The sequence below is a fragment of the Tsuneonella sp. HG222 genome (assembly GCF_053819185.1).
The window spans coordinates 1,460,303-1,474,032 of sequence record NZ_JBSOQZ010000001.1 but is presented as its reverse complement, the minus strand read 5'-3'; the positions used below and the strand labels follow the sequence as shown (position 1 = coordinate 1,474,032).

Annotated in this window: 13 protein-coding genes; 9 read left to right on the top strand and 4 right to left on the bottom strand. The window is 65.6% G+C overall.

The features are described from left to right. Positions 1 to 69 precede the first annotated feature (69 nt). Positions 70 to 996, top strand: a complete 927-nt coding sequence (gene lipA, locus ACWPMZ_RS07395; protein ID WP_455703361.1) for a lipoyl synthase — start codon at positions 70 to 72, stop codon at positions 994 to 996. Then, the gene (locus ACWPMZ_RS07390; RefSeq protein WP_455703360.1) at positions 996 to 1,457 is read left to right on the top strand and encodes a type II toxin-antitoxin system RatA family toxin; all 462 of its coding nucleotides are present in this window, start codon (positions 996 to 998) and stop codon (positions 1,455 to 1,457) included. Before lipA ends, ACWPMZ_RS07390 begins: the two co-directional genes overlap by 1 nt. On the opposite strand, the gene ACWPMZ_RS07385 is transcribed toward ACWPMZ_RS07390, so the two are convergent. The 3 genes from ACWPMZ_RS07385 to ACWPMZ_RS07375 are packed head-to-tail and all read right to left on the bottom strand — an operon-like array spanning position 1,418 to position 3,626. After that, positions 1,418 to 1,906 carry a CinA family protein gene (locus ACWPMZ_RS07385; protein ID WP_455704181.1) on the bottom strand — a complete coding sequence of 163 codons (489 nt, stop codon included), beginning with the start codon at positions 1,904 to 1,906 and terminating at the stop codon, positions 1,418 to 1,420. The two genes, ACWPMZ_RS07390 and ACWPMZ_RS07385, sit on opposite strands and share 40 nt — an antisense overlap. A gap of 8 nt (positions 1,907 to 1,914) precedes the next feature. Next, positions 1,915 to 2,451: a hypothetical protein gene (locus ACWPMZ_RS07380; RefSeq protein ID WP_455703359.1), complete on the bottom strand. Its 537-nt coding sequence runs from the start codon at positions 2,449 to 2,451 to the stop codon at positions 1,915 to 1,917. 5 nt (positions 2,452 to 2,456) lie between these two features. Further along, a complete protein-coding gene (locus ACWPMZ_RS07375; protein ID WP_455703358.1) occupies positions 2,457 to 3,626 on the bottom strand; it encodes a bifunctional 2-C-methyl-D-erythritol 4-phosphate cytidylyltransferase/2-C-methyl-D-erythritol 2,4-cyclodiphosphate synthase in 1,170 nt (389 codons plus the stop codon). Positions 3,627 to 3,702: 76 nt separating this feature from the next. On the opposite strand from ACWPMZ_RS07375, the gene dusB reads away from it, so the two are divergent. The 7 genes from dusB to hflX all read left to right on the top strand — a co-directional run bounded on the left by dusB (position 3,703) and on the right by hflX (position 12,940). Further along, positions 3,703 to 4,722: a tRNA dihydrouridine synthase DusB gene (dusB, locus tag ACWPMZ_RS07370; protein WP_455703357.1), complete on the top strand. Its 1,020-nt coding sequence runs from the start codon at positions 3,703 to 3,705 to the stop codon at positions 4,720 to 4,722. After that, positions 4,719 to 5,780 (top strand): two-component system sensor histidine kinase NtrB, encoded by a 1,062-nt coding sequence (locus ACWPMZ_RS07365; RefSeq protein ID WP_455703356.1) that lies wholly within the window; start codon positions 4,719 to 4,721, stop codon positions 5,778 to 5,780. The genes dusB and ACWPMZ_RS07365 overlap by 4 nt, the downstream gene beginning before the upstream one ends. Positions 5,781 to 5,789: 9 nt before the next feature. Beyond that, complete coding sequence (ntrC, locus tag ACWPMZ_RS07360; RefSeq protein WP_455703355.1) at positions 5,790 to 7,202, top strand: nitrogen regulation protein NR(I); 1,413 nt, start codon at positions 5,790 to 5,792, stop codon at positions 7,200 to 7,202. Between the two features lie 59 nt (positions 7,203 to 7,261). Next, positions 7,262 to 9,490 carry a sensor histidine kinase gene (locus ACWPMZ_RS07355; RefSeq protein ID WP_455703354.1) on the top strand — a complete coding sequence of 743 codons (2,229 nt, stop codon included), beginning with the start codon at positions 7,262 to 7,264 and terminating at the stop codon, positions 9,488 to 9,490. Positions 9,491 to 9,506: 16 nt separating this feature from the next. After that, entirely contained in the window at positions 9,507 to 10,883 is a 1,377-nt protein-coding gene (gene ntrX, locus ACWPMZ_RS07350; protein WP_455703353.1) for a nitrogen assimilation response regulator NtrX, read from the top strand. Positions 10,884 to 11,042: 159 nt separating this feature from the next. After that, positions 11,043 to 11,624, top strand: coding sequence for an RNA chaperone Hfq (gene hfq, locus ACWPMZ_RS07345; RefSeq protein WP_455703352.1), 582 nt, complete (start codon positions 11,043 to 11,045; stop codon positions 11,622 to 11,624). A 14-nt stretch (positions 11,625 to 11,638) separates the two neighbouring features. Continuing rightward, positions 11,639 to 12,940 carry a GTPase HflX gene (hflX, locus tag ACWPMZ_RS07340; protein WP_455704180.1) on the top strand — a complete coding sequence of 434 codons (1,302 nt, stop codon included), beginning with the start codon at positions 11,639 to 11,641 and terminating at the stop codon, positions 12,938 to 12,940. Here the strand turns inward: hflX and mazG are convergent. After that, positions 12,925 to 13,680, bottom strand: coding sequence for a nucleoside triphosphate pyrophosphohydrolase (mazG, locus tag ACWPMZ_RS07335; RefSeq protein WP_455703351.1), 756 nt, complete (start codon positions 13,678 to 13,680; stop codon positions 12,925 to 12,927). The genes hflX and mazG overlap by 16 nt on opposite strands. Between the last annotated feature and the right edge of the window lie 50 nt (positions 13,681 to 13,730).

Here is a 13,730-nt window from a genome sequence, read left to right as displayed (position 1 = left end):
CGGCTGGCAAGCGGGCCATGGGGCAGCGCGGCATTGCCAGATTCAAGTCGCATCCCTAAGTGGCCATCCATGAACGATCTCGCCAGCGCCCCCCGGCCAGAGCGCCAGCGCAAGCCCGACTGGATCCGCGTGAAGGCCCCTGTCAGCAAGGGCTACCACGAAACGCGCCAGTTGATGCGCGACCTCAATCTCAACACCGTGTGCGAGGAAGCCGCCTGCCCGAACATCGGCGAGTGCTGGACCAAGAAGCACGCGACGGTGATGATCCTGGGCGACGTGTGCACCCGGGCCTGCGCCTTCTGCAACGTGAAGACCGGCATGCCGCGCATCGTCGACCCGCTCGAGCCCGAGCATGTCGCCACCGCCGCGGCCAAGCTGGGCCTCGAGCATATCGTGGTCACCAGCGTCGACCGTGACGACCTGCCGGACGGCGGGGCGGGGCAGTTCGTCAAGGTGATCCAGGCCCTGCGCCGCGAGACGCCGAACACCACGATCGAAATCCTCACGCCGGACTTTCGCGGCAAGATGCGCCCCGCCGTCGAGGCGATTTGTGAAGCGGGTCCCGACGTTTACAACCACAACCTCGAGACCGTGCCCCGGCTTTACCCGACCATCCGGCCCGGCGCGCGGTACTATGCCTCGCTGCGCCTGCTCGAAGAGGTCAAGGCGCACGACCCGCTTATCTTTACCAAGTCGGGCATCATGCTCGGCCTGGGCGAACAGCGGCTCGAAGTGCACCAGGTGATGGACGACATGCGCAGCGCGGACGTCGATTTCCTGACCATGGGCCAGTACCTCCAGCCGACGCCAAAGCACGCCCGCGTCGAGGAATTCGTCGAGCCCAAGGTGTTCAGCGCCTATGCCGCGATCGCCCGGGCCAAGGGCTTCCTGCAGGTCGCCTCCAGCCCGTTGACCCGCTCGAGTTACCACGCAGGCGACGACTTCGCGCAGATGAAGGCGGCGCGCGAGGCGAAACTGGCGAAACAGCAGGCCTGATGCCCGGCATTCGCGAAACCCGGCGGCTGCCGTACAGCTGCGAGGAAATGTTCGACCTGGTGGCGGACGTGGCCCGCTACGGCGAGTTCCTGCCCTGGGTCGTGGCCACGCGCGTGAAGTCGGACAGCGAGACCGAGATGGTCGCCGACATGCTGGTCGGCTTCAAGGCGCTGCGGGAGAAGTTCACCAGCAAGGTGTACAAGAAACGCCCGCACGAGATCGAAGTGGTCTACGTCGACGGGCCGCTGAAAGACCTCGACAACGTCTGGACCTTCGAACCCACCGAAGGCGGCGGCTGCGAAATCCACTTTTGCGTCGATTTCAAGTTCAAGAACATGATGTTCGAAGCGCTGGCCGGGCAGTATTTCGACCGCGCCTTCCGCAAGATGGTCGCCGCGTTCGAGACGCGGGCCGAAGACCTCTACGGCAAGAGAAGCTCGAGCGCCGCCAGCGTCGCCTGATGGCGCACGCCGGCGCGGTCGGCGGCTTCGAACAACCTGGATTCGGCCTCGCGCTCCTCGCTGTCGCGCAGTGCGCGGGCGAAGACCACCGTGCCGACCGGCTTGTGCTCCGTGCCCCCGTCGGGCCCTGCCACGCCGCTGATCGCCACCGCCACGTCGGCCCGGCTGTTGTGCAGCGCGCCCTGCGCCATCGCGTAGACGCAGGCGATGGAAACCGCGCCGAACGCCTCGATGACGTCACCCGACACACCCAGCGCCTCGCGCTTGGACTCGTTGGAATAGGTGACATAGGCCCGGTCGAGCACGGCCGAGGAGCCAGGGATCTCGGTCAGCGCCGCTGCGACGAGGCCGCCGGTGCAGCTTTCCGCCAGCGCGACCGTGCGGCCGATCGCGCGGTTCTCCTCGACCACCCGGCGCGCTAGGTCGGTGATGTCCTTGGGCAGCAGCATCGAAGTCGTCACGAATTGCGTGCCGGGCAGATCTTGACGTCCTTGTCGTCGCCCAGCGCCAGCGCGGCGATCACGCCCGAAAGGGTGCCGGCCTGTTCGGGTGAGAGCATGTCGAGCACCTGGACCAGCCGCTCGATGTTGCGGCACGAGCCCGGCTTGATCTCCTGCGCGACCATCTGCTCGACCAGAGCGTCGAACAGGGGGCGCACGGCCTCGTCGGGCAGCTGCGCGAACATCGCCGTGTCCTTGGGCTTCAGCTTGCCGATCTTGAAGAACGCCGCCTTGGCCATCGGCCAGCTCGCATCGCCCCTGGCGGCATAGCGCTGGGCCATCTTCGCGCCGCCGGTGGCCATGAAGCCGTTGGCCGGCAGCTGCTTGGCGCAGGTCGTCTGCCCGGCGCTGATGACGCTGGGCATGGCATAGACCACGAGGCCGGAAATCTCCGCTTCGCTGAGGCACTGGGCGGCCTGCGCCGTCTGCGCGGTCGCCGCGCTTCCCATGGCCGCCAGCGCAAGGCCCACGGCAAACAGCTTGCTCGTCTTCATGCGTTTCAAACTCCAGTTGCGTCGCGGGACGCGATCATCGTTGCCACGGCCTGAGCGGCGATGCCTTCGCCGCGGCCGGTAAAGCCGAGGCGCTCGGTTGTCGTGGCCTTCACGCTCACCTGTCCTGCTTCGACACCCATCAGTTCAGCCAGCTTGGCGCGCATGGCCTGGCGATGGGGGCCGATCTTCGGTTCCTCGCAGATCAGCGTCAGATCCACGTTGCCGACCGCGTAGCCGGCCTTTTCGGCCAGGGCGACTGCATGGGCGATGAACTGGGCGGACGGGGCGCCCTTCCAGCGCGGGTCGTTCGGCGGGAAGTGGTCGCCGATGTCGCCCAGCGCGCAGGCGCCCAGGATCGCATCGACCACGGCGTGGAGGCCCACGTCGGCATCGCTGTGTCCGGCCAGGCCTTTGGTGTGCTCGATCTTCAAGCCGCAAAGCCAAAGCTCCTCCCCCGCGGCCAGGCGGTGGACGTCGAAGCCGGTGCCGGTGCGGACGGGAAGGGCGCTCATGGTGGCGGAGGTGGTGAAGTCGCCGGCAAAGGTCAACTTACGCAGCCGTTCGTCGCCTTCGATCAGCGCGACCTCCAGGCCGGCGGCGCGGGCAACCTGGGCATCGTCCCCGGCATCGGAAGCGCCCTGCCACGCGCGGTGCGCGGCAAGAATGTCGGCGAAGCGGAACGCCTGCGGCGTCTGGACTCGCCGCAGCTTTTCGCGCGGCGCGGTCCCGGCCATCAGCCCGCCTTCGTCCAGCGCCATGCTGTCGACCACCGGGAGAACGGGGATGGCGCCCGGATGATCGGCCAGGGAAAGGAGCAGCCGCTCGGTCACTTCCACGGGGAGCTCGGGGCGGGCGGCGTCGTGGATCAGCACCAGTTCAGGCGCGAAATCCACCAGCGCTTCGAGCGCGTTGCGGACGGATTCCTGCCGCGTTGTCCCGCCCGGAACAGTGCGGGTGTTTGGAATCGCGCTAAGCGCTTCGATCGCGACTTCGCGCGCACCTTCCGGAATCGCGACGACGATCTGCGACGCGCCCTGGGCGGCCAGCGCCTCGGCCGAATGGCGCACCAGCGGCTTGTCGCGCCACGGGGCGAACTGCTTGGGCACCGGCTGTCCGGCGCGCAAACCCTTGCCGGCGGCCACTATGATCGTGGCGAAAGGGGGGAGGGCGGCCATGGCGTCCGCGCGCCTACCGCCTTGCCTGCCCCCTCGCAATCCACTATGCGGCTGCCCATATTTTAGGCAGACCCCGATGACCGACGTCCTCCCCCCGCCACCGCCCCTGCGGCCGATCATGGTCGGCGACGTGAAGATCGACTGCCCGGTCGTCCTCGCGCCGATGACCGGCGTGACCGACCTGCCATTCCGGCGGATGGTGCGGCGCTACGGCTCCGGCCTGAACGTGACGGAGATGATTGCCAGCCAGTCGGCCATCCTCGAGACGCGCCAGGCAGTCCAGAAGGCGGCGTGGGATCCGATCGAGGAACCGGTCTCGATGCAGCTCGTCGGCTGCGACCCGGTCGCGATGGCCGAAGCCGCGCGTCTGCAGCAGGATCGCGGCGCAGCGATCATCGACATCAATTTCGGTTGCCCGGTGCGCAAGGTCGTCGGCACGCTGGCCGGCTCGGCGCTGATGCGCGAGGTCGGATTGGCGACGAAACTGATGAAATCGACGGTCGAAGCGGTGTCGATTCCCGTCACCGTCAAGATGCGCATGGGCTGGGACCACGACAGCCTCAACGCCCCCGAACTGTCGCGCATCGCCGAGGACCTGGGCGTGCGGATGATCACCGTCCACGGTCGCACCCGCAACCAGATGTACCGCGGATCGGCCGACTGGAGCTTCGTGCGCAAGGTCAAGGACGCAGTGTCGATCCCGGTCGTGGTCAACGGCGACGTCTGCGACGTGGAGGATGCGGCCCGCGCACTCGAGCAATCGGGCGCGGACGGGGTGATGATTGGCCGCGGCGCTTACGGGCGGCCTTGGTTGCTCGCCCAGGTGATGCACTGGTGGCGCACCGGGGAACGTATCGCTGCTCCGGACGTAGATGAGCAATATCAGACGCTTGTCGAGCATTACTCAGGAATGCTCGAACTCTATGGCCGCGACGTGGGCGTCAAGGTCGCGCGCAAGCATGTAGGCTGGTACACCAAGGGCCTGCATGGCTCGGCCGAGTTCCGCAACAAGGTCAACTTCATCGCCGACGCCAATCAGGTTCAGGGCGAAATCGCCCGCTTCTACGAACCGTTTCTCAGGCGCCGCGCCGCGTGACGCCGGCGGCTTCCGGCACGCCCACGACCGCCGACCAGATAGCCGGCCTGACTTTCGCTTTCCTTCTTGTCGACGAGAGTTTCCTGATTCACGAAGCCAACCCCGCCGCGGAGGACTTGCTCGGCATCTCGGCCCGGCGCCTCAAGGGCACGCGACTTCATGAAGTCGTCGCCATCGACGAGCGCATCCTTCAGCGCATGGGCGACGACGACCCCAAGCTGACCGCGCGAGGCATACCGATCGGCATCGGCGAGCGCGAAATGCGCATCAACCTGACCGCATCAGGCATGGCGGCACACCCGGGATGGCGCGTGCTGACCTTGTCCGACGCGGGGCAGGGCGAGCGATTGTCGGAGGACGAGCGCCCGGCGCCGCTCAGGGGCCCGGCGATCCTGGCTCACGAGATCAAGAATCCGCTGGCGGCCATTCGCGGCGCGGCGCAGCTCCTCGCCCGCAAGGCGACGCCGGAGGCCAAGAAGCTGACTGGCCTGATCGCCGACGAGGTCGACCGGATCGCGCAACTGATCGACCGCATGCAGCGGTTGGGGAGGGAACAGCCCGAACCTGTCGCCCCGCTCAACCTCCACGCGGCGATCCACCGGGCCTGCGACACCGTGTTTCCCGCCAGCCAGGGTGCGGACTTTCTGAGGGAGGAATTCGACCCTTCGCTGCCCCCCGTCCTCGCCAACGAAGGCGCGCTGGTGCAGGTGCTGGTCAACCTGATCGCCAATGCGCGCGATGCCTGCTCTGGCGCGGCGCGACCGGAAATCACCATCCGCACGCGCTTCGTCAGCGGGCTGGTCATGAACGTCATCCGCCTGGGCCGCCCCGTAAAGCTCCCGATCGAGATCCAGGTCAGCGACAATGGGGAAGGCGTCGATCCCGCCCTTGGCGATCACATCTTCGAGCCCTTCGTCACCAGCAAACCCAATGGGCAGGGGCTCGGCCTCGCGCTGGTGCAGAAGCTGGTGCGCGACATGAACGGCCGGATTACGCACGAGCGCGATGCGTCGGCTGGCCTAACCCATTTCCGCATCCACCTGCCGATGGTCCGCTAGGAGAGAACGATGCCCAAGGCCGCCCTGCTGGTGGAAGACGACTTCGCGATCGCGACGGTCATCATCGCCGCGCTCGAGGACGAAGGCTTCGAGGTCGACCGGTGCGAAAGCGTCGAGGAGCGCGACCGCATGCTCGCCGCCCGGTCCTATGACGTCATGCTGACGGACGTCCTCCTGACCGACGGGGACGGCATCGAAACCCTGCCGACGGTTCAGCAATCGCATCCCGATCTGCCGATCATCATTCTCTCGGCCCAGAACACGCTGGACACAGCGGTTCGCGCGACAGGGACCGGGGCTTTCGAATATTTTCCCAAGCCGTTCGACCTCGACGACCTGATCCGGGCGACCAACCAGGCTGCCGAGCGCTCCGCCGGCGGCTCGGTGGACGAGGCGGAAATGGGCGACGGGATGCCGCTCATCGGGCGCAGTCCTGCCATGCAGGAAGTCTATCGCATGATCGCCCGGGTCCTCGGCAACGACCTGTCGGTCCTGATCCTCGGCGAATCCGGCACCGGCAAGGAACTGGTTGCCGAAGCGATCCACCAACTCGGCAAGCGCAAGTCGGGCCCGTTCGTGCCCGTCAACACCGCGGCCATTCCCCGCGATCTGATCGAGAGCGAGCTCTTCGGTCACGAGAAAGGTGCCTTCACCGGCGCCGTGAGCCGGGTCATCGGCAAGTTCGAGCAGGCGCAGGGGGGAACGCTGTTCCTCGACGAGATCGGCGACATGCCCGCCGAAGCGCAGACGCGGTTGCTGCGGGCGCTTCAATCCGGCCGTATCCGCCGCGTGGGCGGGCGCGAGGAGATCGCGGTCGACGTGCGGATCGTGGCGGCCACCAACCGCGATCTCGCGCCGATGATCGCGGAGGGCACCTTCCGCGAGGATCTGTTCTACCGGCTCAACGTCGTCCCGATCCAGCTTCCCCCGCTGCGGGACCGAGAGGGGGACGTGGACGCGCTGTCCCGGCACTTCCTGCGCATGGCCGCATCCGAAGGCCTGCCCTCGCGGTCCCTCGACGCCAAGGCGCTGAAGGTGCTGGCCGACCAACCTTGGCGGGGCAACGTCCGCGAATTGAAGAACGTCGTCTATCGCGCTGCCCTGGTGGCGCGGGACGAAACGATCGATGCAGCCACGATCGAGCGCATCGTTGCACAGCAGGGCAGTCAGCCAGACGAGGCAGGCACCGTCGATCTGTCCACGGCACTCGCAGCCTGGATGGCGCGGGAGAGGCCCAAGGACGGCGATCTCTACCACGCCGCTCTTGCCGCTTTCGAAAGGCCTCTGTTCGAACATGCCTTGCGCCGCACGGATGGCAACCAGTTGCGGGCGGCCGCCCTTCTCGGGATCAACCGGAACACCTTGCGCAAGCGCCTCAACGATCTCGCCATCGACCCCGAACGCAATTCTCGCATGGACTAGCGCACGAACTGCAAAATCCCCTTGCAAAGTTGCAACAGCGCCGTTGTAACATTGCAACGATGGCCGATGCCGCCACTTTTGTCGAAACTCCACGCGTGAGATCAGCCCCGCGTTGGTGGCGGCGCGTCCAGATCACGGCGCGGCGGATCAACCTATTTTTCTGGCTCGAGGTGATTGCGGCCACCACGCTGACGGTCATGCTGGCGATCTCCTATCTCGCGCTCTCGCGGGACGGATCGACGGCCGAGCCGCTGCCTTCGCTCCAGGCCGCTGCGCTTCTTGTCGGCACCTTGATCCCGGCGCTGGCGCTGCTGGTCCTGTGGGGAAGGCGCCTCGCGATCCGCCGGGCGGGCGACAGTTCCGCGCGCCTCCATGTGAAGCTCGTGTTCTTCTTTTCACTGGTGGCGGCAGTTCCGACGCTGCTGGTCGCGGTCTTCGCCAGTATCCTGTTCCAGTCCGGGGTCGAGTTCTGGTTCTCGGACCGGTCGCGCGGTGTGCTGGAGAATGCGCGGACGCTGGCCCGCGACTTCTACGACCAGAACCAGCGCAGCGTGTCCGACAACACGCTGCTGATGGCGGGCGACCTGCGCTATATCCTGTCCCGGATGCGGCTGACGGATGCCGATTTTCTCGAACAGTGGGCGCTCCAGACCTACCAGCGCGAACTGTCGCGCAGCGCCATCGTACAGCAAGGGACCGAGGGCACGCTCAACATCGTGGCGATCGTCGACCCGAGCGAAGGCGATCTGGTGCGGCAGGAAGTGCAGGCCGCACTTCCGCAGCTTCGCGCCGGCGAATCCGTGGTGGTGGCGGCCAGCCAGGACCGTATCGTCGCGGTGGCCGCAATCGACCGTGCGAGCGGCATCTTCCTCTACAATGCGCGCGAGTCCGATACGCAGGCGATCCGCCAGTGGGAGCGAGCACAGACCGTGCTCGCCGCCTACGATCTCCTGATCATCGAGGCGCGGCGCAAGCAGCTGCAATTCAACATAGCGCTGTTCGCCGCGTCGCTCGCGCTCGTCGGGCTGGCCGTGTGGTTCGCCTTGCGCTTCGCCGACCGGCAAGTCCGACCTTTGACCGATCTCGTCGCCGCCGCGCGCCAGGTCGGCGCGGGCAATTATGCGCTACGCATCGAAGGGCGGACGGGACCCGACGAAATCGGCCTGCTCAACCGGGCGTTCAATCGCATGACCGGGCAGATCGAGCAGCAGACAACGGCCTTGCTCGGGGCTAATCGCCAACTCGCCGAACGCCGGGAGTTCATCGAAACGGTGCTGCAGGCCATGTCGGCGGGGATTGTTTCGGTGGACCGTGGGGGCGAGGTCCAGCTGATGAACACCTCGGCGCAGCAGCTTCTGCTCGACCGTGAGGGGTCAGGGCCCGTCGGGCTCAAGATCACCGATGTTGCGCCCGAGATGGCGGCGATGATGCAAAGCGGCACCATGAGCGGCATCGTCCACCGAAACCGCGAGGGCGAGCTCATGACCCTTGCGGTAAAGCTGGCACCGGCGGCGGCCGGCTGGGTCATCACGTTCGAGGACATCACCCGCCAGCTCGTCGATCAGCGGCAGGCGGCCTGGTCCGATGTCGCCCGGCGGATCGCGCACGAGATCAAGAACCCGCTGACGCCGATCCAGCTCGCCACCGAACGATTGAACCGGCGCTATCGCCGGCAGATCATCCAGGACGGCGAACTGTTCGACGAGCTTACCGCCACGATCATCCGCCAGGTCGGCGATCTGCGGCGCATGGTCGACGAATTCTCAAGCTTTGCCCGCCTGCCCAAGCCGGTTTTCCGCCAGGAAGATGCGGTCGATCTCGTCCGGCAAGCCATGTTTCTGCAGGAAATCGCGCGTCCCGAGATCGACTACACGTTCTCCTCGACCGACGATCCGCCTACCTTGGCCTGCGATCGCCATCAGTTCGGCCAGGTGATGACGAACGTCCTCAAGAACGCCGCCGAAGCGGTGGAAGCACGGCGGCTGAATGCCGAGCCCGACTATCGCGGCCGGATCGCGGTCGAGGTGGCTTTCGACGACCGCTATTGCACGGTCGCGATCACGGACAACGGAGTAGGGCTGCCCAAGCAGAGCGTCGACCGGATCCTCGAGCCCTACGTGACCACTCGCGAGAAGGGCACCGGTCTGGGCCTGGCGATCGTCAAGAAGATCGTCGAGGAACACTCTGGCGACATGACCTTTTCGGGCGCCGACAACGGTGGGACGAAAGTGACATTGCGCTTCGCGCGCGATCCATTGGCCACAGGCCAGACCAAGGCAGCCGAATGATGACGGAGAACGATTGATGGCGCTCGACATCCTGGTGGTCGACGACGAACAGGATATCCGTGAACTCGTTGCCGGTGTGCTGAGCGACGAGGGTTACGAATGTCGCATCGCTGGCGACAGCGTCCGCGCGCTCGCGATGATCGACGAGCGGCGGCCAAGCCTGGTCCTGCTCGACGTGTGGCTTCACGGCAGCCCGATGGACGGGCTCGAGATGCTGGACGAGATCAAGACCCGCGAGCCGACCTTGCCGGTGATCATCTTCTCTGGCCACGGGAACATCGACACCGCCGTTTCGGCCGTGAGCCGCGGCGCGATGGATTTCATCGAGAAGCCCTTCGAGGCGGGGCGGCTGCTGCACCTCGTCGCCCGTGCGACCGAGACCGAGAGTCTCCGGCGGGAAAATGCCCGGCTGCGCGAAGGGTTCACCCAATCGGAAGAGTTCACCGGAAACTCCAGCGCGATCAATACCGTGCGTGCGACGCTGAAGCGCGTCGCGAACACCGGCAGCCGGGTAATGATCACCGGACCGGCAGGGGCCGGCAAGGAAGTCGCCGCGCGCCTGCTGCACGCCTGGAGCCCGCGCGCCGACAAGGCCTTCGTCACGGTCAATTCCGCGCGCATCACCTCCGAACGGTTCGAACAGGAATTGTTCGGCGAGGAGGCTGACGGCAATCTCGTCCGCCCCGGAATGCTCGAGATGGCCGACGGCGGAACGCTCTATCTCGACGAAGTGGCCGACATGCCGCCCAGCACCCAGGCGCGCATCCTGCGCGTGCTCACCGACCAGAGCTTCGCGCGCGTCGGCGGCAACCGGCAACTGCGGGTGGACGTGAGGGTCGTCTCCTCGACTTCGCGCAATCTCGAACGGGAAATCGAGGAGAAGCGCTTCCGCGAAGACCTGTTCTATCGCCTCAACGTCGTGCCCGTCGCCATCCCCCCGCTTGCGGAACGGCGCGACGATATACCCGCCCTGGCCGAGCACTTCTTCGCCCGATACGCCAACGAGCAGGGGGTGGCCGCACCCGATCTGGCGCCCGAAGCGCTTGCAGCGCTGCAGGCCTACGACTGGCCGGGCAACGTGCGGCAGCTTCGCAACGTCGTCGAACGCACGGTGATCCTGGCGCCGCGCGATCGGCTTGCGCGGATCGAAGCCGACATGCTTCCCGAGGAGATTACCGGCCGATCGGGCGAGGACGGGCAGGGCATGTCAGCTTTGATGGGCGTTCCCTTGCGCGAGGCGCGGGAAAGCTTCGAGCGGGAGTACTTGCGCATCCAGATCCGCCGCTTCTCGGGCAACATTTCCAAGACTGCCGGATTCATCGGGATGGAGCGCTCCGCTCTCCACAGGAAGCTCAAGCTGCTCGGCATGGGAGATCGTGACGGAGGGGAATGACGGGATTGACAGCGCCCGCAAGGAACTGAACTATTTGTCATTGATTTGCAGGATTGCCGGGGCAACCCGGAGGTCTGCGAGGTGATCACCGGCCCGGCTTGCCGAGCCAGAATGCGGACATTGCCGTTGTCTGCCAATAAAGAAGAAGGACCAATGCCGATGTCGAAAGGTACACTTTCCGCGCGCCCCAAGCCGTCGCGTGAGGAAGCCTCGCCCGCCCCGACCGGAAATGCCGGCCGGGCCGCCAACCTGCAGGACGTCTTCCTAAACCACCTTCGGCGCGAGAAGATGCCGGTCACAATGTTCCTTGTGAAAGGCGTGAAGCTGCAAGGCATCGTCACCTGGTTCGACAATTTCTCGATACTTCTGCGCCGCGACGGACAGTCGCAGCTGGTCTACAAGCACGCCATCTCCACCATCATGCCGAGCCAATCGGTCGATGCGGCGCAATTCGCCGGCGGGACCGACGGTGGGCGGAAGCAGCGCTTGCTGCAGGACATTTTTCTCAGTCGCGTCAGGGATGCGGGCGTTCAGGTCACCATGTTCCTCGTCAACGGGGTCATGCTCCAGGGGCGCATCGCCGCCTATGACCTGTTCTGCATGCTGCTCGAGCGGGAGGGCTTCGTTCAGCTCGCCTACAAACACGCAGTGTCAACCATTCAGCCCGCAGTAGCGGTCGATCTCTCGACCGAGTGGGACGACGATGGCGACACATCTGGCAATGGGGGCGATGCAGCCTGAGTTTCGACGAACAGATCGGTGAAGTCTCGCGCGGGGCGAGGGCCCTTGTCGTGTGTCCGGATATCCGCGGCCAGCGCCACGATCAGGACCCCGAAGCGCGCCTTGAGGAGGCCAAGGGACTTGCCTTGGCAATCGGGCTCATCGTGGCCGAGGCTTACGTGCTGCCCGTCAGGCAAGCCCGCGCCGCTACCCTGTTCGGCGAAGGCCAGATCGAGCGGATAGCCACCGATTGCGAACTGCATGAAGCCGAATTGGTTATCGTCGATGGTGCCCTGTCGGCGATCCAGCAGCGCAACCTCGAGGAAAAGCTGAAGCGCAAGGTCATCGACCGCACTGGTCTGATCCTGGAGATCTTCGGCGAACGGGCAGCGACGGCCGAAGGGCGTTTGCAGGTCGAGCTCGCTCACCTGGACTATCAGCAGAGCCGACTTGTCAGGAGCTGGACCCACCTCGAACGGCAGAGAGGCGGCTTCGGTTTCCTGGGCGGCCCGGGCGAAACGCAGATCGAAGCGGACCGCCGCATGATCCGCGACCGCATGGGCAGGCTGCGGCGCGAGTTGGAGCAAGTCCGCCGGACACGCGCCCTGCATCGCAAGCGCCGGGGGAGGGCTCCATGGCCGGTCATCGCTTTGGTGGGTTACACCAATGCCGGAAAATCGACGCTCTTCAACCGGCTCACCGGGGCAAGCGTGATGGCCGAAGACCTTCTGTTCGCCACCCTCGATCCGACGATGCGGGCGATCGAGTTGCCGGGCGTGGAGAAGGCGATCCTTTCCGATACGGTCGGTTTCATCTCCGACCTTCCGACGCAGCTCGTCGCGGCGTTCAGGGCGACGCTCGAGGAAGTGACTGAAGCCGACCTCATCCTGCACGTGCGCGATATCGCCAGCCCGGACAGCGCCGCACAGCGGAAGCAGGTTCTGGATATCCTTCAGGATCTCGAGGTGATCGGGGGGGAGGGAAGCGAAAGCCGCGTGCCCATCCTCGAAGTCTGGAACAAGTGGGACCTGCTCGATGCCCAGACAGGGGAGGAGCTCTTGGTCCAGGCCTCAAACTCAGACGAGATCGTGCCGATTTCTGCTTTGACGGGCACCGGTGTCGACGACCTGCTCACGCGCATCGGCGATCTGCTGACCGAAGGCGCCAAGGTGCACAACCTTCTGGTACCTGCGGGCGATGGCGCGCGCATCGCCTGGCTCCATGCCCATGGCGAAGTGCTGGAGGAGCAGGAAGTTGCCGGGGCGGAGCAGGGGCCTTCTGTCCGGGTCGAAGTCAGGCTGACCGACAAGGAGTTCGGGCGCTACTGCTCGCTGTGAGCCTTGACCTGCTGCCAGAGTTGCTCCTGCTGTTCGAGCGATAGCCTGGCAAAATTTTCCTGCCCGGCCGCCAGAGCTTCCATAGCGCGGAAGCGCGCTTCGAATTTTGCGTTGGCCGATCGCAAGGCATCTTCGGGCGCGATGCCGTACGCTCTTACGAGATTGACCGCTGCGAACAAAAGGTCGCCTGCTTCCTCGACACGCTGAGACTTGTCGGCGGCATCGCGAAGCTCTTCCATCTCCTCGCGCACCTTGTCGGCGGGACCGCTGGGATCGGGCCAATCGAAACCGGCACGCGCTGCGCGCTTCTGGAGTTTTTCCGCCCGGACAAGCGCGGGCAACGCCACCGCGACGCCGTCCATGGCGCTGTGATCGCCATCATCGGCGCGCTCGGCGGCCTTCAGGCTTTCCCAATCGGGAGCCTGATCAGCGTCGCCGAAAATGTGCGGGTGGCGGGATTCCATCTTGTCCGAGATCGAGCGAGCGACATCATTGAATGCGAAGTGTCCGGCTTCCTCGGCCATCTGCGAATGAAATACGACCTGGAACAGCAAATCGCCGAGTTCGCCACGCAGATCGTCCATGTCGCCGCGCGAGATCGCATCGGCCACCTCGTAGGCTTCTTCGAGCGTGTACGGTGCGATCGTGGCGAACGACTGCGCGCGGTCCCATTCGCAACCGGTGCTGGGGTCGCGGAGGCGGGCCATGATGGTCAGGAGGCGGGTTATTTGCTCGGACATCTAACGATGATAATATATATTATGTTAAATCAGGATTGCGTCGCGGGGGG

Bases quoted from the DNA above. Each gene is read 5' to 3' on its own strand.
- lipA (WP_455703361.1), top strand. From the start codon at position 70: ATGAACGATCTCGCCAGCGCCCCCCGGCCAGAGCGCCAGCGCAAGCCC.
- ACWPMZ_RS07390 (WP_455703360.1), top strand. From the start codon at position 996: ATGCCCGGCATTCGCGAAACCCGGCGGCTGCCGTACAGCTGCGAGGAA.
- ACWPMZ_RS07385 (WP_455704181.1), bottom strand. From the start codon at position 1,906: ATGCTGCTGCCCAAGGACATCACCGACCTAGCGCGCCGGGTGGTCGAG.
- ACWPMZ_RS07380 (WP_455703359.1), bottom strand. From the start codon at position 2,451: ATGAAGACGAGCAAGCTGTTTGCCGTGGGCCTTGCGCTGGCGGCCATG.
- ACWPMZ_RS07375 (WP_455703358.1), bottom strand. From the start codon at position 3,626: ATGGCCGCCCTCCCCCCTTTCGCCACGATCATAGTGGCCGCCGGCAAG.
- dusB (WP_455703357.1), top strand. From the start codon at position 3,703: ATGACCGACGTCCTCCCCCCGCCACCGCCCCTGCGGCCGATCATGGTC.
- ntrC (WP_455703355.1), top strand. From the start codon at position 5,790: ATGCCCAAGGCCGCCCTGCTGGTGGAAGACGACTTCGCGATCGCGACG.
- ACWPMZ_RS07355 (WP_455703354.1), top strand. From the start codon at position 7,262: ATGGCCGATGCCGCCACTTTTGTCGAAACTCCACGCGTGAGATCAGCC.
- ntrX (WP_455703353.1), top strand. From the start codon at position 9,507: ATGGCGCTCGACATCCTGGTGGTCGACGACGAACAGGATATCCGTGAA.
- hfq (WP_455703352.1), top strand. From the start codon at position 11,043: ATGTCGAAAGGTACACTTTCCGCGCGCCCCAAGCCGTCGCGTGAGGAA.
- mazG (WP_455703351.1), bottom strand. From the start codon at position 13,680: ATGTCCGAGCAAATAACCCGCCTCCTGACCATCATGGCCCGCCTCCGC.